Raw genomic sequence first — 18,340 nt, 5'->3', positions numbered from 1 at the left:
TCATGGTTTGCGGCTCCACCTCACGCACTGGCATCCCTTGGCGCATCGGCTGAATCATCATCAGCGTCACCCCCCAGCTCGCTCGCCACGCTGCGGAACTGTTCCAGGGCCGATTCCAGGTTCTCCACAATCTCGGCGGCCAGCAGGTCGGGGGCCGGCAGGTTCTCGGTGTCCTCCAGGCTGTCGTCGCGCAGCCAGAAGAGGTCCAGGTTCACCTTGTCGCGCTGGATCAGCTCGTCATAGGTGAAGCGGCGGAAGCGCTCGGTCTCCTGCCGCTCGTGGTAACAGCGCACGAAATCGTCCAGGTCGCTGGGGGTCAGCGGCTTGGTGCGCAGGGTCTTGTGCACGTTGGTGCGATAGTCATAGACCCACAGCTCGCGCGTCTGCGCCTCGCGCGCCGCCGGGCGCTTGTCGAAGAACAGGACGTTGGCCTTCACGCCGGGGCTGTACCAGATGCCGGTGGGCAGGCGCAGCAGGGTGTGGAAGTTGAAACCGTCCAACAGGCGCCGGCGCAGGCCCTCGCCGGCCCGACCCGCCTCGAACAGCACGTTGTCCGGCATGACCACCCCCGCACGCCCGTTCGCCTGAAGGATGGTCATGATGTGCTGCAGGAAATTGAACTGCTTGTTCGAGGTGGTGAACTTGAAGTCTTCGCGCTCGTAGTTCTCGCGCTCGGTCGCCACCTGGCCATCCTCGCCCACCACGGTATAGCTGGATTTCTTGCCGAAAGGCGGATTGGTCAGCACCACGTCAAAGCGATCCCCGCCATCATTCGACAGGGCATCGCCACGCTCCACCGGACTGCCGCCATTGCCGACGCCGTTCAGGTAGAGGTTCATGGCACAAAGCCGCACCACCTCGTCCACGATATCCATGCCGGTAAAGGCCGTGTGGCGCAGGTCGCGCAACTTCTCCCGGTCCAGGGACTGTTCCTTCATGTGCTCATAGGCCTGCAGCAGGAAGCCGCCAGTGCCACAGGCCGGGTCGCAGACCGTCTCGCCCACCTTCGGGTCCACGCACTTCACCATGGCGTCGATCACCGGCCGCGGCGTGAAGTACTGCCCGGCGCCCGAGCGCACTTCCGAGGCATTGCGCTCCAGCAACCCCTCATAGATCTCGCCCTTCACGTCCACGTCCAGGCCGATCCAGGGCCCCTCCTTGTCGATCAGGCTGACCACACGCTTCAGCTTGGCCGGATCGGACAGCTTGTTCTGCGCCTTGCGGAAGATCGTGCCCACCAGCCCGTCTTCACGGGCCAGCGCCTCCAGGCTGCGGCGATACTGCTGTTCCAGGTCCTCGCCGTCCTTGCCCGCCAGCTGCGCCCAGCTCCACTCCGGCGGCACGGTCGAGGGCTCGCCCAGATGATCCACCCGCTCCTGGTCCATCTTCAGGAACAACAGGAAGGTGATCTGCTCGATATAGTCGCCATAGGAAATACCCTGGTCGCGCAGCACATGGGCATAGTTCCAGACCTTCTGGACCAGTTGTTCCTTGTTGCTCATCAGGATGCCTCGTAGGACTGCTCGATCAAAGGCTTCGCACGCTCCAGATCGTCATGGGATTTCAGCGTGACTTCCAGATCACCGGTGCCGAAATGACCGACATGCCGTACGTCGCGGGTAAAGCCGTCCTCCAGCTCGACGGTCCCGGGATCGATCTTCAGGTACAGCCGCACCAGATCAAGGGTCGTCTTGACCTCGACGCAGGCGAAGTTCTTGATCCGGCGAAAGGCAAAATAGTTCTTCAGGGTTTTCTTGGTCACATCGTCGCCCAGGCCCAACAGGTAGGTCTCAACATCGGAATGGAGATTCGCCAGCGCACTGCCCGCATCCGAAACCATTTCCGAGACGGTCTTATACTTGCTGGCCTTGGTGCCCCCGTTCATGGGATCCACCGAGGCTGTAGACGGCGAGGTAGCAGAAACGGCGGTAAGCAGTTCCAGCAACAACAGATCTTCGCCGAACTTGCGATAGCGAACCAACTCGATGTTTCGGCCCATCTGCTTTACGGCATGAGTGTCATACTTGGTGAAGTCCGCGGCGATGCAGATCAGGCGTGGAGCACTCCATTCGATCTGGGCAGCCGCCTCCCGTCCAAAACGGTCACGGACCAGAAGCTCGAAATCCCCCCGATGGTCCATCAGCCAGTCGAGATAGAAAAGCCCCTGGTTGATCACATTCTCCGAGCGCTCACGCTTGTATTCTATTATGGCCGGATAGCCATTCTCATCCACACCCAGAGTGTCCATGCGTCCGCCATGAGTGGTGGAATACTCGGACGCCAGGAAGCGCACGCCCAGGAGAGTTTCGAGGTTATTTTCGAAGACTGTCTGCAGCCCACGCTCCAGGGGTGCCGACGAGCTATCCAGTTCACAAAGCGACGCGCCCTGCGTCTGAAAAAGTTTTAGGTCACTCATGATGCCAGCTTTCTTGTGGACTGTCTCCGATACCGCTTCGACCTGACATCACGGTTTTCCTTGATGCGAGCAACAAGGTCAGCCGCCGATTCATCATTCGGGTCCTGGGGAACAAGACGGCCTGCAAAAGCATCTTTCAGTATGGATTGTCTCAGGGCGGCCGATCTGGTGAGTTCGGTTTTGCAGATTCGATCAATCCGGCTCACACGCTCAAATGCTTCTTTGACAAGAAGCATAATCTGAGCCTGTTCCTCATTTGACGGGATAGGAACTGCAACCGTTCGTATTTGCTCAAAGCTTAAATGCGGACGTCCTGCACCGTAGATAAAGTTATCTAGTTGATCCCTTCCTGCCCCTTTGCCGGATAAATACATCTCGACAAACGGACTTATGCTCGAATCCGCCAATCGCAGTAACGCAACGCTCTGGCACACATAGTGGCCACGAGCGTCGTTAGGGAAGCGACATACGTCCCCAGTATTAGCACCAACAATCGTTATGAGAATATCATTTCGTCTAACTTCACTTCTTAGAGCATCAGGACTGCTCGGGGGTGGATCGACCATGAACTTCTGTGAAAGATCGAAATTCATTGGCCGCACATTCTGAGCTAAAATAAAAATCCCCTTGCCTTGGCCATAGTATTTTTTCCAATCCCGGGAGCCACTTGTGAGATGCACTGATAGTTCATCTAAAGAAGCCCAAACCCATCCTTCCGGAAGGTCCGGCAAGTCGGACGTGTCGGGAGCCACCGGCTCCTTGTACTTGCTGCGGCCTTTCCAGGTTTCGCGGCGGGTCTGCAGGATGCGCTCCAGCAAGTCGCGGCTCTGTTCCAGGCGATGCGCGTTCTGCGCACGCCAATCGGCGGTCAGCTGCCCTGTAACGGCCGCCTTCAACACCAACTGGCGATAGGTGGAAAGCTGCCTCTGCACCTCGCGCAGCGCCTCTTCACCCTTGTCCAATCGAGCAAAGAGCGTTTCGATCTTCTCGACGATGCGGCGTTGTTCGTTGAGGGGTGGGAGGGGAAACTCGTAATCGGCTATGTCGTCGAATTTAACCCGTGGGCGATCACCCGATGAATGACTCATCGCATAATCAACGAATTTCCTCTGATGTATGAGATATTTGATAAAGTCGCTATCGAAGCAATCGGAAGACGGCAAAACGATGAATTCAGCTGATGCAACACCCTCAAACTTGGCGCAGTGCACCTTATTCAAATAGGGGCGGAGACGACCATAAAGCACATCTCCGGGTTCAAAATAACTACCCGAGCTTTTCATCCGTGCAAATTGATCGTGGCCTTTTAGAGAGAACGATGACGGTTCAATATGGTCCATTCCTATAAATGGAAGACGGCTATCGGGATTGGCAGGAATCTTCGGGCGAGGCTTGGGTATGAGATCACCTAAGCGCGCCTTTATCCATCCTCTTGGAAGGCTTTGCTCACCAACCGTCATCACGCCACCAAGGCTCCCTGCAGATCATCCAGCATGTCGTTCAACTCCGGTCCCAGAACCTTGCGCGCCTGTATGATCCCGCCGCGGTCGGCCAGGCTGGGGGCTTCCTGGAAATCGCGCGGCGTAATCTCGGCGTTCGCCGCTATATAGGAGGCGATAGTGCGAAGCCAGTCTTCCTGCTCGGCCGTGTAGTCCCGGCCGGCGCGTTTCTCGCGCCCCAGCCACAGGTTGAAGCGCTGTTCCACCACGGTTCCGAAGGGCTCCAGCACCTCGTCCTGGCCCAGGGCAAAGCGCACCAGGCTGACCACCTCGGTCAGCTGGTCGTCCAGCGGCGCGCCGCGCACCTTGGCCGCCTCCAGCCGGCGATAGGCCTGCCACACAGTGGCGGTGGTCAGGTAATGCGGCGGATCGCCCAGGCGCTGGACCAGCTCGCGGATGGCCTGATAGGTCAGCTTCTGCTGTCCGCGCGGCTGGTTATAGAGTATCTGCAGGGCGGTCAGCTGGTCGCGATTGTCTTCCATGAACTTGCGGAAACTGGTCACCGTCTCTTCGGCCTTTTTCCTGTCGAAGGTCGCTCCCAGCAGGCTGTCGGTCGTCATCTCGTCGATCACGATGTCCGCCTTCTGCTTGATGTCCTTCAGCAGGTCACGCAGCTGCGGCGAATCAAAGGGCTGGCAGGCCGTGTCCATCAGCTTTTCCACCACGGCGGCTTCCTGGTCCGGGGTGGCCTGCGGGCCATGCTGCTGCTGGATGGCGCTTTCCTGCCGGTCCGGGTCAATGGCGTCCAGCAGGTCGTTGGACAGCTCGCGCGGCGGCTTGCCGCCACTGGCCTCGGCAATGCGGTGGCGCTCCTCCTCGCCCAGCTTGCGGTCCAGGGCCGACAGGCGGCCGGCCAGGGAGGACAGGGCGTCCTCGTCCCGCCGCCCCATGGCCACCTGGTCCAGCAGGGCATCGAAACTGACGGTCTTCTTGCGCTCCAATGGCTGCGAAGCGTTCTTCTTGGTCTCGGAGACGCCCACGGCATCGATCAGGATGAAGCGCGTCTTGGTCTTCGCATCGGGTGTCACGGCCTTCAGGTCGGCATCGGGAATGGAGCGCACCCCACGGCCCTTCATCTGCTCGTAATAGCCCTCGGACTTCACGTCGCGCATGAAGATCAGGACCTCCACCGGCTTGATGTCCGTGCCGGTGGCGATCATGTCCACGGTCACCGCAATGCGGGGGAAGGGATCGACGCGAAAGGCCTTGATCAGGGCCTTGGGGTCCTCGCCGCTGTTGCGATAGGTGATCTTCTTGGCAAACTCGTTGCCCTCGCCGAACACCTCGCGCACGGCATGCACGATCTCCTCGGCGTGGTTGTCGTCCTTGGCGAAGATCAGGGTCTTTGGCAGCCACTGGCCGCTGCGGTCTGGGAACAGCTCGGTGAAGACCCGCTCGCGATAGGTCTGCAGCACCGTACGGATCTGGTTGGGATTCACCACCGAGCGATCCAGCTCCCTGGCACTGTATTCCAGGTCGGCATCCAGCTGTTCATAGCGCAGCTTGCGGCTGCGCTTGTCCCGCACGGGCACCTGGAAACCGGTATCCGTGCCTTCGATGCGCCCGCCCTCTTCGCTGACCTGCGTGCGGATGCGATAGATCTCGTAACCCACGTTCACGCCGTCGGCCACCGAACGCTCATAGGGGTATTCAGCCACCAGGTTCTGGTTGAAGAAGCCCAGGGTATGCTTGGACGGCGTGGCCGTCAGGCCGATGATCGAGGCATCGAAATACTCCAGCACCTGGCGCCAGAGGCCATAGATGGAGCGGTGGCACTCGTCGGTGATGATGAAGTCGAAGGTTTCGACGGGAATCTCCGGGTTATAGCCCAGGGGCGCCACCTCGCTGCCCGCCGCCTGATCCATCTCGAAGGCTGAATGCTCCTCGGCCTCGTCCTCCAGCTCCTCGCCGCGCAACAGGGAATAGAGGCGCTGGATCGTCGTGATGACCACCTTGGCATCGCGGTCGATGTGGTGGGCGTGCAGGTGCTGCACGATATAGGTGTCGGTGAAGCGATTGGCCGCCCCCGGCGGCTGGAAGTTCTGGAATTCCCGCAGCGTCTGGTCGCCCAGGTTGTTGCGATCCACCAGGAACAGGATACGCCGCGCCCCGGCATGGCGGATCAGGCGATAGGAAAAGGAACAGGCCGTGAAGGTCTTGCCCGCCCCGGTCGCCAGCTGGATCAGCGAACGCGGCCGGTCCTCGGCCAGCGAGCGTTCCAGATTGGTGATGGCCTCGACCTGACAGTCGCGCAGCCCGCTGCTGTCCAGCGGCGGCATCTTCTGCAGCCGGGCGCGCAGGGTGTCCGGTTGCTGCAGCCAGGCCTGCAGTGTTTCCGGGCGATGGAAGGCGAAGATGCGGCGCGAGCGCGGCTTCGGATCGCGCAGGTCGCGGAACAGGGTCTCCGTGCCCGTGCTCTCGTAATCATAGAGCAGGATATCGCCCCAGCTGGCCAGGTGCGGCGGCAGGGCCCCCATGTACTTTTCGGACTGCTCCGCCACGCCGCTCAGGGTCACACCACTGCGCTTGGCCTCGATCACCCCGGCCGCCTTGCCGGCGACGAACAGCAGGTAGTCGCAAGGCCCGGCCGGCAACTGGAACTCCCGCACCGCAACGCCCAGCGCCGCATTGCGATTGAAGTTCCCCATATCCTGCAACACCCAGCCCGCAGAGCTCAGAAGGCGGTCGATCTCTGCCCGGGCCTTGTCTTCGGGTGTCTGCATGCAGGGAACCTCCGTGTTGCGCGCGGTTCAGCCTAGCAAGCACAAAGAGATCTGCAACTATTGCGTTTTCTTTCTGGTCTCCTGAGCGATGAAATCCCCAGAATCATGAATCCCGGGCACGAACGCGTAGCCGCATGTGGCGGTTTTCCAAATCCAACGACGTCACCGTGGGCTTCCATACCAAGATGGAGATGATCTCGCGCTGCGTCTTCGGCTTCAGGAATTTCCAGAATTACCGGATGAGGGTCCTAGCCCTCTGCGGATGGAATGGTGTAATTAACCGGGTCTGATGGATACCCATCCCCCGTTCATGGGGAAGAGCCGGATGGAATGGTGTAATTAACCGGGTCTGATGGATACCCATCCCCCGTTCATGGGGAAGAGCCCATAAGCGCTTGTTTCAGCTTGATTTTCTGTGAAGCAGGTGGTGCCCAGGGGCGGAATCGAACCACCGACACTGCGATTTTCAGTCGCATGCTCTACCAACTGAGCTACCTGGGCGCCGGGCTGCGGGTCTCGTCGGGCGGTTGGCGCATCCCGAATGCAGCGGGCAGTTCGGGCTTATAGGAGAAGAGGCGGGTTCTGTCCAGAGCCGGGACGGATTTTTATCCGCGTCCTGCCGGAGAAAATGCTCGCGGCCGCTCTCACGCACTCTGCGGGCCAGGATCGTCGTCGTCCTCATGGCCGCCGGCGGGCAGGCTGTCGGGTGCCTCCTCGGTGGGAATGCGATAGCGCTCGCCCAGCCAGCGGTTCAGATCCACGTTCTTGCAGTGGGCCGAGCAGAAGGGGCGATAGGCCTGGACCTCCGGCTTGCTGCAGATGGGACAGCTGCGCCCCTGGCGCTTGCGCGCCTGCAGCGAGATCACCTTGGCCTCATCCGCCTCCGCACCGCTGTTCTTCTTGCCGCTTGCGCTGTCGTCACCGCCGCTCATGGCTGCCTACCCCTCTTCCAGGCTATAGCCATCCCGGTTTAGCGCGTCCGCCGCGCGGATTGCAATATCCGGCTACTGCAATTCAGTCAACTTGAGAACCGGCCCTATTGCGTGCAGTTAACTGCAAGCTGCTGTGTAAAAGTCTTGCACAGTATCCCTTAGCTTATGTCCTGAGGACATAAGCTAAGGGATACTGTCTGTCAACCAATGCAAGGTTGCACGATCGTAAGTAACTTGACAAAGATAATACCCTCCCTTATATGTCCTCAGGACATATAAGGGAGGGTATAAAATGAAATTCAACGACGCCTTCAAACAGGCGCTCCTGGATCGTGACCTCCCGATCATCACCTATTACGAGATCTTTCTCCTCGGATACGAACTCTTCTCCAGAGGTTCCAGGAAAGGAACACCTCTAAAATATATACCAAAGGAATGGAGCCTATCGCGCACATCGCGCGACATAAAACGGCTCGAAGACAACAAGGTCCTTACCAGGGATTCCGATTTCCGCTCCAACGTTTGGCGCGTTATCGAAGCCACACGCGCCGGCTCGGCCGAAGAAGTCGCCTGCCTGGCCGATCCCTTTGCTTATGTCTCTCATCTCTCTGCAATGCAGAGATACAATCTCACCGACAGAAGCCCCAAGGCGCTCCACCTCACCACACCAACACCTAAACTCTGGACCCAGCTGCGCGATGAAAAAATGCGCAAGGATATGTCTCATATCCCCACGGCTGAGCGGCCACTTCTCGTTCGCCCCGGCTTCAATCCAACCATCCGGCGCCGGCCCGTGGTCCTTCACGAATCAAGTCATCCGGCGACACCGGTTGCCATAAGCGGAGAGCAGACACGCATCACCTCCATCGGCCGGACCTTTGCCGACATGCTGACAGAACCAGAACTCTGCGGCGGCATGCGCCATGTCATTGATATCTGGGAAAGGGAAGCTGATGCCTGGATTCCTGAAATCGTAGAGGCTGTCGATCAGCTCGAGAGCAAGATTGCAAAGGTCCGTGCCGGCTACATCCTATCCGAGGTCATGGACATTTCGCACCCCCTCATCCACAACTGGGAGCAGTATGCGCAAAGGGGTGGATCCCGGAAACTGGATCCGGAAGCGGACTATGCCCCTGTCTTTTCTGAAAAGTGGATGATCTCGCTGAATGTCTGATCTCGATCCGGAAGAGCGCGCGCCAACGCCGGACATTGTTGATGTCGATGTCCGAGCCTGGGTCGAGACGGCAAGAACAGACCCAACCCTCTATCGGGATCGCCAGGTAACCGAGATCGTCCTGGCCGCCATCGGCCTGACCCCCAGTCTGCATGACACCCTTGTACTCAAGGGCGGTGCCGTCATGGCGCTTGCCTTCAAGAGCAGTCGGGTCACAGCCGACGTGGATTTCACCGCTACGGTTGAGCCCGCGGATCTCGCTGACAGGATTGGCGAGGATCTCAACGCTGTGCTGCCCCGCACGGCAACCAGGCTCGGTTACCTGGATCTGCTCTGCCGTGTACAGACCGTCAAGAAGATGCCGCGGCCTCAGGACTTTGAAGACCACAGCTTCCCGGCCCTGCTGGTCCGTGTCGGCTCTGCCAAACGCGGAACAGGCGAAGAGCAAAAACTGGAAAATGGCAAAGCCCCACGGGTTCTTGATCTCGAAATCAGCTTTCGAGATCAGGTCCATGCGTTCCAGGAACTCAATCTCACCGGCGCCAATGTGGCTGTAAGGGCCTTCACGTTGCATGAGGTCATCGCGGAGAAACTGCGGGCCCTGTTGCAACAAACCATCCGAAACCGGAACCGACGTCAGGATATCTACGATATCTCTTACCTGGTTGAGGGGCAGAACCTCGATGATGAAGCCAGAAGGATCATCCTGACCACTCTGATCGAGAAATGCCGCAGTCGGAGGATCACGCCCACGACCGAATCAATGGATGATCCGGAAGTTTATCGACGCGCCGAGCAGGACTGGGAGTCGCTTGCGCTTGAACTGGGTGATCTGCCGCCCTTTGAAGAACGCTTCGCAGTCGTGCGCGGATTCTATCTGTCACTTCCTTGGCAAGCCTTGACGTGATGCTGTGGACGACCTGATCCGACCAGGAGGAGATCATCATGTCAGATGGAACAAAGCGCCGCTCATGGCTGCCTACCCCTCTTCCAGGCTATAGCCGTCCCGGTTTAGCGCGTCCGCCGCGCGGATTGCAATATCCGGCTGTCGTCCGCGCCGTTCGGCCAGCCGGGCCAGGGCGGCGGCCGCCGGTCCGTCCAGCGCCTGGCCGACCGCGGGCGTCACCGTGACCCCAGGGCCGCGCGCGGGCGGCAAGGCATCGATTGCCCGGACCAGTTCGAAGGCCCGGGTCACTGCCGACTTGGCCCAGCCACAGCCGCCCGGCCCCACCGGCATGCAGAGCACTTCATGCAGGGGCTGGCGGCTGCGCCGCCGGGTCAGCTCGGCCAGGCCGCTGCCCTTCAGCGGCTGGATCTGCACCGGCTCGGGATCGTCGGCCACGGCGGCGCGCAGGGCCTCCATCAGCTGTTCGCGCTCGCGCTTGCCCGCCATCTCCAGGAAATCCACCACGATGCGTCCCGACAGGTCGCGCAGGCGCAGCAGGCGGGCGATCTCGGCGGCGGCGTCGAGATTGACCTCCAGAGCCTTGCGCTGGGCGCCGCCGCGCCCGTCCTGGCGGCCGCTGTTCACGTCGATGGCGGTCAGGGTGCGCACCGGCTCGATCAACAGGCCGCCGCCCCCGGGCAGGGCCACTTGGGGCAGAAGAAGGGCCTCGATCTCCGCCTCCAGGACGGCGTCGAACAGCGGGCCCGGCCCCCTGTGATGGGTCACTTGGTGGCCCGCCGCCTTCAGGGCGTTGCAGGTCGCGCTGTCGTCACAGATGATCTCGTCGTCGGCCTGTGCCAGGCCACGCACCAGGGCGGTCAGCTCTTCGCCGCGCTGCAGGCAGGCGGGCGGCTTCACGCCCGCGGGCACCGCCACTTGGGCCGGCGCCAGCTTGGCGCCCTTGTCCTCGGCCGGCGCGCGAGTCACCCGCAGGGTCAAGGCCGCGCCTTCGTCCGGGCGCGTCACTGCCTTGCCCAGGGGCAGGAAGCCGGATTGCCCCTCGCCCAGCGCGACAAAGGCGGCGTTCAGCCCCTTGTCCAGGCGCGTCACACGCGCAAGGTAGATGTCGTCCAGGGCGGGCGGGCGTTCGTCGCGCAGGACGCGCAGGAAGGTCAGCTCGTCATGCGCGTCCAGGCGGGCGATCCGGGTTTCCCCCGGCCAGGACGAGATCAGCAGCCGCCCGCTCACGGCCGGTATCCCGCGCCCCTCAGGAGGTTCCAGACCTGATCCACGGCCAGGCCCACGACATTGTCGTAGGAGCCGTTAATCCAGGGGATGAAGGCGGCGGCAAAGCCCTGGATGGCATAGCCACCGGCCTTGCCGTCCCACTCCCCGGAGTCCAGATAGGCCTGGATCTCGATCTCATCCAGGCGCTTGAAGCGCACCGCCGTGGTCACCAGCCGTTCGGAGAGCGTGCCGTCGGGGCGCACCAGCGTGATGCCGCCCAGCACGCGGTGGCGCCGGCCGGAGAGCTTTTCCAGGCAGCTGCGCGCCGTCGCCATATCCGCCGGCTTGGGCAGGATGCGCCGGCCCAGGGCCACCACCGTATCGGCGGCCAGGACATATGCACCCTGTTGCCGGGCGGCCACGGCCTCGGCCTTGTCGCGCGCAATGCGCCTGGCATAGGCCGGGGGCAGTTCGCCCTTCAACGGCGTCTCGTCCAGGTCGGCCGGGTCGATCACGTCCGGTGGCAGGCCGATCTGACGCAACAGATCGCGCCTGCGCGGCGAAGCCGAGGCGAGAATGAAGTGGGCAGCGGCCACGGCCGGCCCCCTTACTTGTAGCGGAAGGTGATACGGCCCTTGGTCAGGTCGTAGGGCGTCATTTCCACGTTGACGCGGTCACCGGCCAACACGCGGATGCGGTGCTTGCGCATCTTTCCGGCCGTGTGGGCCAGGACTTCGTGGCCGTTGTCCAGCTTCACGCGGAACATGGCGTTGGGCAACAGTTCGGCAACCGTGCCCTGAAATTCCATCAGGTCTTCTTTGGACATACCTAAGTTTCTGTCGTTGTTCTTTCAGGCAAAAGCGCCGTCGCGGCCATCCCCAAGCATTCGCCTGTCGGAAAGCGGGCGGATCATACAGTCTTTGTCTGGAATTCACAATCGCACCGCGCGGCGCATTCGCATATAGGGCGTTCGCCCCCGTGAACGCAAGAGCGGCGTCGTGATTTTTCCTACTAGCGACAAATTTAGTCTCGTTTCGGTACTACCATTCTCGATGGTTTATTTGAAGCCTGACAAAAGCTGCACTTTCGGCCCATGCCAGCTGCCATTTAGTTATCTATTGCTGACCTATATAATGATTTTTGCTCGTCAAAGCGGATGAAATGTCTTATAACCGCCGCAAAGATGACCGGCGGCCCGCCAAAAACGGGCTCCCAGGAAAAAGCAGGAAAGTCAGGAACGATGCCGAATCGCATGCTGAAATTCGTCTCCCTTGATCAGCGCATGCCGCACAAGCGCAGCGCGTCCGAGCGGAGTGAGGATTTCGAGGAGATCTACGACGAGTTCGACCCGGACTCCGCCGCCGACCAGGCCGGGCGGTGTTCGCAGTGTGGCGTGCCTTTCTGCCAGGTGCACTGCCCCGTGCACAACAACATCCCCGACTGGTTGATGCTGACGGCGGAAGGCCGCCTGGAAGAGGCCTACGAGGTCAGCCAGGCCACCAACAACTTCCCCGAGATCTGTGGGCGCATCTGTCCCCAGGACCGCCTGTGCGAGGGCAACTGCGTCATCGAACAGGCCGGCCACGGTACGGTCACCATCGGCCAGGTCGAGAAGTACATCACCGACACCGCCTGGGAGGAAGGCTGGGTCCAGCCGGTCAAGCCGACCCACGAGCGCGACCAGTCCATCGGCATCGTCGGCGCCGGGCCGGGCGGCATGGCCGCCGCCGAGCAGCTGCGCCGCAAGGGCTACCAAGTCACCATCTACGACCGCTACGATCGGGCCGGCGGCCTGATGATCTATGGCATCCCCAACTTCAAGCTGGAGAAGGAGGTCGTCGAACGGCGCAGCCGCCTGATCGCCGATGCCGGCGTGGAATTCCGCCTGAATTTCGAGGTGGGCCGCGATGCCAGCCTGGGCGAGCTGCGCGCCAGGCATGACGCCGTCCTGCTGGCCACCGGCGTCTACAAGGCGCGCGACGTGAAGCTGCCGGGCGCCGGGCTGCAGAACGTCTTCCCGGCACTGGACTACCTGATCACCTCGAACCGCAAGGGCCTGGGTGACGAGGTTCCGGATTTCGACAACGGCACCCTGAATGCCGAAGGCCGCGACGTGGTGGTGATCGGCGGCGGCGACACCGCCATGGACTGCGTGCGCACCGCCGTGCGCCAGGGCGCCACCTCCGTGAAGTGCCTCTATCGCCGCGACCGCAAGAACATGCCGGGCTCGCAGCGCGAGGTCGCCAATGCCGAGGAAGAGGGCGTGGAGTTCGTCTGGCTGGCCGCCCCCGAGGCCTTCGACGGCAGCGACAACACCGTCGAGCAGGTGCGCGCCGTGCGCATGCATCTGGGCGTGGCCGACGCCACCGGGCGCCAGACCCCGCAGCCGGTGGAGGGCTCCAACTTCACGCTGAAGGCCGACATGGTCATCAAGGCCCTGGGCTTCGATCCCGAGGACCTGCCGGTGCTGTTCAACGCACCGGAGCTGGAAACCACCAACTGGGGCACGGTGCGCGTGGATCATCGCACCATGATGTCGAACCTGGACGGCGTCTTCGCCGCCGGCGACATCATGCGCGGCGCCTCGCTGGTGGTCTGGGCCATCCGCGACGGCCGCGATGCCGCCGAATCCATCGACCGCCACCTGAAGGCCAAGGCCGAAGGGCCGGCCGTCATGGCCGCAGAGTAACATGGCCGCCGAATAAAGCCGCGAAAGGAATCGAGACAATGACCGAGTGGATGAAGAAAGCGGCCCGCAACGCACAGCTTGCCGAAGCCGAGAGCCTGAAGCAGGTCGGCCTGCAGGCGAGCGAACTGCGCCGCCTGGAACGCGAAGGCCTGTACGATCCGGCCGACGAACATGATTCCTGCGGCGTCGGCCTGGTGGCCTCGCTGGACGGCACCCCCAGTCGCGACGTGGTCGTGGCCGGCATCGAGGCGCTGAAGGCCGTCTGGCACCGCGGCGCCGTGGACGCCGACGGCAAGACCGGGGACGGCTGCGGCATTCATGTGCAGATCCCCCAGGGTTTCTTTCACGAGCACGTGGCCCGCACCGGCCATGACGCCGGCGAGGCCCACATCGGAGTGGGCATGGTCTTCCTGCCGCGCACCGACCACGGCGCGCAGGAGCGCTGCCGCGTCATCGTCGAGCGCGAGATCCTGCAGCACGGCTACACCATCCATGGCTGGCGCCAGGTGCCGGTGAACACTGAAGTCATCGGCGAGAAGGCCAATGCCACCCGGCCCGAGATCGAGCAGATCATGATCGCCAACACCAAGGGCGTGTCCCTGGCGCAGTTCGAGATCGAGCTCTACATCATCCGCCGGCGCATCGAGAAGGCGGCCGAGCAGGAGTCCATCAAGGAGTTCTATATCTGCTCGCTGTCCGGGCGTTCGATCATCTACAAGGGCATGTTCCTGGCCGAACAGCTCTCCAGCTTCTATCCGGACCTGCTGGACGAGCGCTTCGTGTCGAACTTCGCCATCTTCCACCAGCGCTATTCCACCAACACCTTCCCCACCTGGCGCCTGGCCCAGCCCTTCCGCGTGCTGGCCCACAACGGCGAGATCAATACCGTCAAGGGCAACACCAACTGGATGAAGGCGCATGAATGCCGCCTGGCCAGCGACATCCTGGGCGAAGGCATCGAGGACGTGAAGCCGGTGATCCAGCCGGCAAGCTCCGATTCCGCTGCCCTGGACGCCGTCATGGAACTGCTGGTGCGTTCGGGCCGCGACCTGCCCATGGCCAAGCTGATGACCATTCCCGAGGCCTGGAATCCCGACAGCGACATGCCGGATTCCTGGAAGGCACTCTACAGCTACGTCAACGCCGTGATGGAGCCCTGGGACGGCCCGGCCGCCATCTGCGGCTACGGCGGCCGCTGGCTGGTCGCCGGCATGGACCGCAACGGCCTGCGCCCCATGCGCTACACCATCACCAACGAGGGCCTGCTGTTCGCCGGCTCGGAAAGCGGCATGGTGCGCCTGGACGAGGCCAACATCGTCGAGAAGGGCCGGCTCGGCCCCGGCGAACTGCTGGCCGTGGACCTGCAGGAGGGCCGGCTCTACCACGACGCCGAGATGAAGGACCGCCTGGCCGCCAGCCAGCCCTTCGCCGACTGGGTTAAGTCGATCCGCGTGATCGACGACATCATTCGCCCCGACCGCGGCGAACCGCGCATCTATGACAAGGAGCAGCTGCGCCGGCGCCAGTTGGAGTTCGGCCTGAACATGGAGGATATGGAGATCATCCTCCACCCCATGGTCGAAACCGCCAAGGAAGCCGTCGGCTCCATGGGCGACGACGCGCCGCTGGCCGTGCTGTCCGACCGCTATCGCGGCCTGCACAACTTCTTCCGCCAGAACTTCAGCCAGGTGACCAATCCGCCCATCGATTCCTTGCGCGAAAAGCGTGTCATGACGCTGAAGACCCGGCTGGGCAACCTGGGCAACATCCTGGACGAGGACGAGAGCCAGTGCCGCCTGCTGCAGCTGCACTCACCGGTGCTCTCCACCGCCGAGTTCCTGGCCATGCGCGACTACATGGGCAAGACAGCGGCCGAGATCGACTGCACCTTCGACGTTCAGGCCGGCGAACACGCCATGCGCGAGTCCATCAGCCGCATCCAGCGTGAGGCCGAGGATGCCGTGCGCGGCGGAGCCACCCACATCATCCTGACCGACGAGGCGGTGGGTCCGACCCGTGCCGCCATGCCCATGATCCTGGCAACGGCGGCGGTGCACACCCACCTGATGCGGCAGAAGCTGCGCACCTTCACCAGCCTGAACGTACGCTCGGGCGAGTGCCTGGACGTGCACTACTTCGCCGTCCTGATCGGCGTCGGCGCCACCAGCATCAACGCCTACCTGGCGCAGGAAGCCATCGCCGCCCGCCACGAGCGCGGCCTGTTCGGCGAGATGACGCTGCAGCAAGCGGTGGAACGCTACATCCAGGCCGTGGACGAGGGCCTGCTGAAGATCATGTCCAAGATGGGCATTTCGGTGATCTCGTCCTATCGCGGCGGCTACAACTTCGAGGCCGTGGGCCTCAGCCGCACCCTGGTGGATGAATTCTTCCCCGACATGCCCAGCCGCATCAGCGGCATCGGCCTGTCCGGCATCCAGCAGAAGGTGCTGGAGAACCACCGGCGCGCCTGGGACGAGGAAGTGGCGGCCCTGCCCATCGGCGGCTTCTACCGCTACCGCCGCGGCGGCGAGAGCCACGCCTGGGAGGCCAACCTGATCCACATGCTTCAGGCGGCCGTGGCCAGCGATTCCTATTCCACCTACAAGCGGTTCAGCGAAGGTATCGGCAATCTGCCCCCCACCTCGCTGCGCGACCTGCTGGGTTTCAAGACCGGCGGCGTGACACCGGTGGACATCGACGACGTCGAGTCCATCACCGCCATCCGCAAGCGCTTCGTGACGCCGGGCATGTCGCTGGGTGCGCTGTCGCCCGAGGCGCATGGCACGCTGAACATCGCCATGAACCGCATCGGCGCCAAGTCCGACAGCGGCGAGGGCGGCGAGGATCCGGCGCGCTTCACGCCGCACCCCAACGGCGACAACGAGAACTCGGCCATCAAGCAGATCGCCTCGGGGCGCTTCGGTGTCACGGCCGAGTACCTGAACCAGTGCCGCGAGGTCGAGATCAAGGTGGCCCAGGGCGCCAAGCCCGGCGAAGGCGGGCAGCTGCCCGGCTTCAAGGTCACCGAGATGATCGCCAAGTTCCGCCACTCGACGCCGGGCGTCATGCTGATCAGCCCGCCGCCGCACCACGATATCTATTCCATCGAGGACCTGGCGCAGCTGATCTATGACCTGAAGCAGATCAATCCCGACGCCCGGGTCTGCGTGAAGCTGGTGGCCCGCTCGGGCATCGGCACCATCGCAGCCGGCGTCGCCAAGGCCAAGGCCGACGTGATCCTGATCTCCGGGCACAACGGCGGCACCGGCGCCAGTCCGCAGACCTCGATCAAGTATGCCGGCGTGCCCTGGGAAATGGGCCTGTCCGAGGTCAACCAGGTGCTGACGGTCAACCGCCTGCGCCACACCATCCGCCTGCGCACCGACGGCGGCATCAAGACCGGCCGCGACGTGGTGATCGCCGCCATGCTGGGCGCCGAGGAATACGGCGTCGGCACGGCCTCGCTGGTGGCCATGGGCTGCATCATGGTGCGCCAATGCCACTCCAACACCTGCCCGGTGGGCGTCTGCACCCAGGATGAGATGCTGCGCGACAAGTTCGTCGGCACGCCGGAGAAGGTGGTGAATCTCTTCTCCTTCATCGCCGAGGAGGTGCGCGAGATCCTGGCCCAGCTGGGCGTGAAGAGCCTGGACGAGGTGATCGGACGCACTGACCTGTTGCACCAGGTCAGCCGCGGCGCCCCGCACCTGGACGACCTGGACCTGAACCCCTTGCTGGCGCGCGCCGATGCCGGCGGCCTGCCCACCTACTGCGTGGTTGACGGCCGCAACGAGGTGCCGGACACCCTGGACGCCCAGATCATCCAGGACGCCGAGCCGCTGTTCCGCGACCGCGAGAAGATGCAGCTGCAGTACACCATCCGGAATACCCACCGCGCCATCGGCACGCGGCTGTCGGCCATGATCACCCGCAAGTTCGGCATGACCGGCCTGGCGCCGGGGCACATGACCGTGCGCCTGCGCGGTTCGGCCGGCCAGTCGCTGGGCGCCTGGGCGGTCCAGGGCCTGAAGCTGGAGGTCTTCGGCGACGCCAACGATTACGTCGGCAAGGGCCTGTCGGGCGGCACCATCGTCGTGCGGCCCATGACCAAGAGCCTGCTGAACACCGAGGAGAACACCATCATCGGCAACACGGTCCTCTATGGCGCCACGGGCGGCAAGCTGCTGGCCGCCGGCCAGGCGGGCGAGCGCTTCTGCGTGCGCAACTCCGGCGCCGTGGCGGTGATCGAGGGCTGCGGCTCCAATGGCTGCGAGTACATGACCGGCGGCACCGCCGTTATCCTGGGCAGCGTCGGCTTCAACTTCGCCGCCGGCATGACCGGTGGCATGGCCTTCGTCTACGACCCCGAGGAAATCCTGCCCCGGCGCGTCAACCCGGACAGCGTAATCTGGCAGCGGGTGGAAACCGAACACTACGAAAACCTGCTGCACGAACTGGTGGCCGAGCACTACGCCGAGACCCAGAGCCGCTTCTCCGAGCGCCTGCTCAACGACTGGCAACTGGAACGCGGCCACTTCTGGCAGGTCGTGCCCAAGGAGATGCTGGGCCGCTTGGAACATCCCATCACCCAGGAGGGCGACGAAAAGACCACTGCCTGAATACGCACTTCAGACTTTGAACACCCGAAGCTGCCGGCTGGCCACCCGTTATTCAGGCCGGACGGCGGCCCCTCCAACGCCCGGAGCCTTATGGTCCGGGCGTTTTTTCTGACGCGAGGACGTACGTCTCTGCGACAGAGTCGAGCCAAGCCGCCGATCTTTCGAGGCCTTGCCA

12 protein-coding genes, 1 tRNA gene and 1 pseudogene are annotated in these 18,340 nt (G+C 62.8%); 5 read left to right on the top strand and 9 right to left on the bottom strand.

The features are described from left to right. Positions 1–20: 20 nt before the first annotated feature. From G502_RS21115 to G502_RS0117620, 4 genes are read right to left on the bottom strand one after another with little or no spacing between them, the layout of a single operon-like run. Positions 21–1,502, bottom strand: coding sequence for a type I restriction-modification system subunit M (locus G502_RS21115; protein WP_022730007.1), 1,482 nt, complete (start codon positions 1,500–1,502; stop codon positions 21–23). Continuing rightward, a complete protein-coding gene (locus G502_RS0117630; protein WP_022730006.1) occupies positions 1,502–2,416 on the bottom strand; it encodes a DUF5655 domain-containing protein in 915 nt (304 codons plus the stop codon). The genes G502_RS21115 and G502_RS0117630 overlap by 1 nt, the downstream gene beginning before the upstream one ends. Next, entirely contained in the window at positions 2,413–3,876 is a 1,464-nt protein-coding gene (locus G502_RS0117625) for a restriction endonuclease subunit S (protein WP_081649883.1), read from the bottom strand. Before G502_RS0117625 ends, G502_RS0117630 begins: the two co-directional genes overlap by 4 nt. Further along, a complete protein-coding gene (locus G502_RS0117620) occupies positions 3,876–6,638 on the bottom strand; it encodes a type I restriction endonuclease subunit R (RefSeq protein ID WP_022730004.1) in 2,763 nt (920 codons plus the stop codon). The genes G502_RS0117625 and G502_RS0117620 overlap by 1 nt, the downstream gene beginning before the upstream one ends. Before the next feature lie 131 nt (positions 6,639–6,769). On the opposite strand from G502_RS0117620, the pseudogene G502_RS22905 reads away from it, so the two are divergent. Continuing rightward, positions 6,770–6,928, top strand: a pseudogene (locus G502_RS22905) (transposase); the annotation flags it as partial. A gap of 135 nt (positions 6,929–7,063) precedes the next feature. On the opposite strand, the gene G502_RS0117615 reads toward G502_RS22905, so the two are convergent. Beyond that, positions 7,064–7,139: transfer RNA gene (locus G502_RS0117615), tRNA-Phe, on the bottom strand. A gap of 143 nt (positions 7,140–7,282) precedes the next feature. Beyond that, positions 7,283–7,570 carry a DNA gyrase inhibitor YacG gene (locus G502_RS21105; protein WP_022730002.1) on the bottom strand — a complete coding sequence of 96 codons (288 nt, stop codon included), beginning with the start codon at positions 7,568–7,570 and terminating at the stop codon, positions 7,283–7,285. Between the two features lie 292 nt (positions 7,571–7,862). On the opposite strand from G502_RS21105, the gene G502_RS0117605 reads away from it, so the two are divergent. After that, a complete protein-coding gene (locus G502_RS0117605; protein ID WP_022730001.1) occupies positions 7,863–8,744 on the top strand; it encodes a type IV toxin-antitoxin system AbiEi family antitoxin domain-containing protein in 882 nt (293 codons plus the stop codon). Then, complete coding sequence (locus tag G502_RS0117600; protein WP_022730000.1) at positions 8,737–9,651, top strand: nucleotidyl transferase AbiEii/AbiGii toxin family protein; 915 nt, start codon at positions 8,737–8,739, stop codon at positions 9,649–9,651. Before G502_RS0117605 ends, G502_RS0117600 begins: the two co-directional genes overlap by 8 nt. Positions 9,652–9,723: 72 nt before the next feature. Here G502_RS0117600 and G502_RS21740 read toward each other — a convergent pair whose 3' ends face one another. From G502_RS21740 to infA, 3 genes are read right to left on the bottom strand one after another with little or no spacing between them, the layout of a single operon-like run. Then, complete coding sequence (locus tag G502_RS21740) at positions 9,724–10,878, bottom strand: ribonuclease E/G (RefSeq protein WP_022729999.1); 1,155 nt, start codon at positions 10,876–10,878, stop codon at positions 9,724–9,726. Next, positions 10,875–11,453, bottom strand: coding sequence for a Maf family protein (locus tag G502_RS0117590; protein ID WP_022729998.1), 579 nt, complete (start codon positions 11,451–11,453; stop codon positions 10,875–10,877). Before G502_RS0117590 ends, G502_RS21740 begins: the two co-directional genes overlap by 4 nt. An 11-nt stretch (positions 11,454–11,464) precedes the next feature. Further along, positions 11,465–11,683, bottom strand: a complete 219-nt coding sequence (gene infA / locus G502_RS0117585) for a translation initiation factor IF-1 (protein WP_022729997.1) — start codon at positions 11,681–11,683, stop codon at positions 11,465–11,467. Positions 11,684–12,097: 414 nt separating this feature from the next. Here infA and G502_RS0117580 point away from each other — a divergent pair, with 414 nt between their 5' ends. Next, positions 12,098–13,546 (top strand): NAD(P)-dependent oxidoreductase, encoded by a 1,449-nt coding sequence (locus tag G502_RS0117580; protein WP_022729996.1) that lies wholly within the window; start codon positions 12,098–12,100, stop codon positions 13,544–13,546. Positions 13,547–13,584: 38 nt separating this feature from the next. After that, on the top strand, positions 13,585–18,165 hold the full coding sequence (gene gltB / locus G502_RS0117575; protein WP_022729995.1) for a glutamate synthase large subunit: 4,581 nt from the start codon (positions 13,585–13,587) through the stop codon (positions 18,163–18,165). Positions 18,166–18,340: the final 175 nt, after the last annotated feature.

The organism is Fodinicurvata sediminis DSM 21159 (assembly GCF_000420625.1).
Taxonomy (GTDB): Bacteria; Pseudomonadota; Alphaproteobacteria; order Kiloniellales; family DSM-21159; genus Fodinicurvata; species Fodinicurvata sediminis.
This window is presented reverse-complemented; position numbering and strand designations above follow the sequence as displayed.

Excerpts from the sequence above, each read along its gene's own strand:
- G502_RS0117600 (WP_022730000.1), top strand. The coding sequence starts at position 8,737 with ATGTCTGATCTCGATCCGGAAGAGCGCGCGCCAACGCCGGACATTGTT.
- infA (WP_022729997.1), bottom strand. The coding sequence starts at position 11,683 with ATGTCCAAAGAAGACCTGATGGAATTTCAGGGCACGGTTGCCGAACTG.
- G502_RS21105 (WP_022730002.1), bottom strand. The coding sequence starts at position 7,570 with ATGAGCGGCGGTGACGACAGCGCAAGCGGCAAGAAGAACAGCGGTGCG.
- G502_RS0117620 (WP_022730004.1), bottom strand. The coding sequence starts at position 6,638 with ATGCAGACACCCGAAGACAAGGCCCGGGCAGAGATCGACCGCCTTCTG.
- gltB (WP_022729995.1), top strand. The coding sequence starts at position 13,585 with ATGACCGAGTGGATGAAGAAAGCGGCCCGCAACGCACAGCTTGCCGAA.
- G502_RS0117630 (WP_022730006.1), bottom strand. The coding sequence starts at position 2,416 with ATGAGTGACCTAAAACTTTTTCAGACGCAGGGCGCGTCGCTTTGTGAA.
- G502_RS0117625 (WP_081649883.1), bottom strand. The coding sequence starts at position 3,876 with ATGACGGTTGGTGAGCAAAGCCTTCCAAGAGGATGGATAAAGGCGCGC.
- G502_RS0117580 (WP_022729996.1), top strand. The coding sequence starts at position 12,098 with ATGCCGAATCGCATGCTGAAATTCGTCTCCCTTGATCAGCGCATGCCG.
- G502_RS21115 (WP_022730007.1), bottom strand. The coding sequence starts at position 1,502 with ATGAGCAACAAGGAACAACTGGTCCAGAAGGTCTGGAACTATGCCCAT.
- G502_RS0117605 (WP_022730001.1), top strand. The coding sequence starts at position 7,863 with ATGAAATTCAACGACGCCTTCAAACAGGCGCTCCTGGATCGTGACCTC.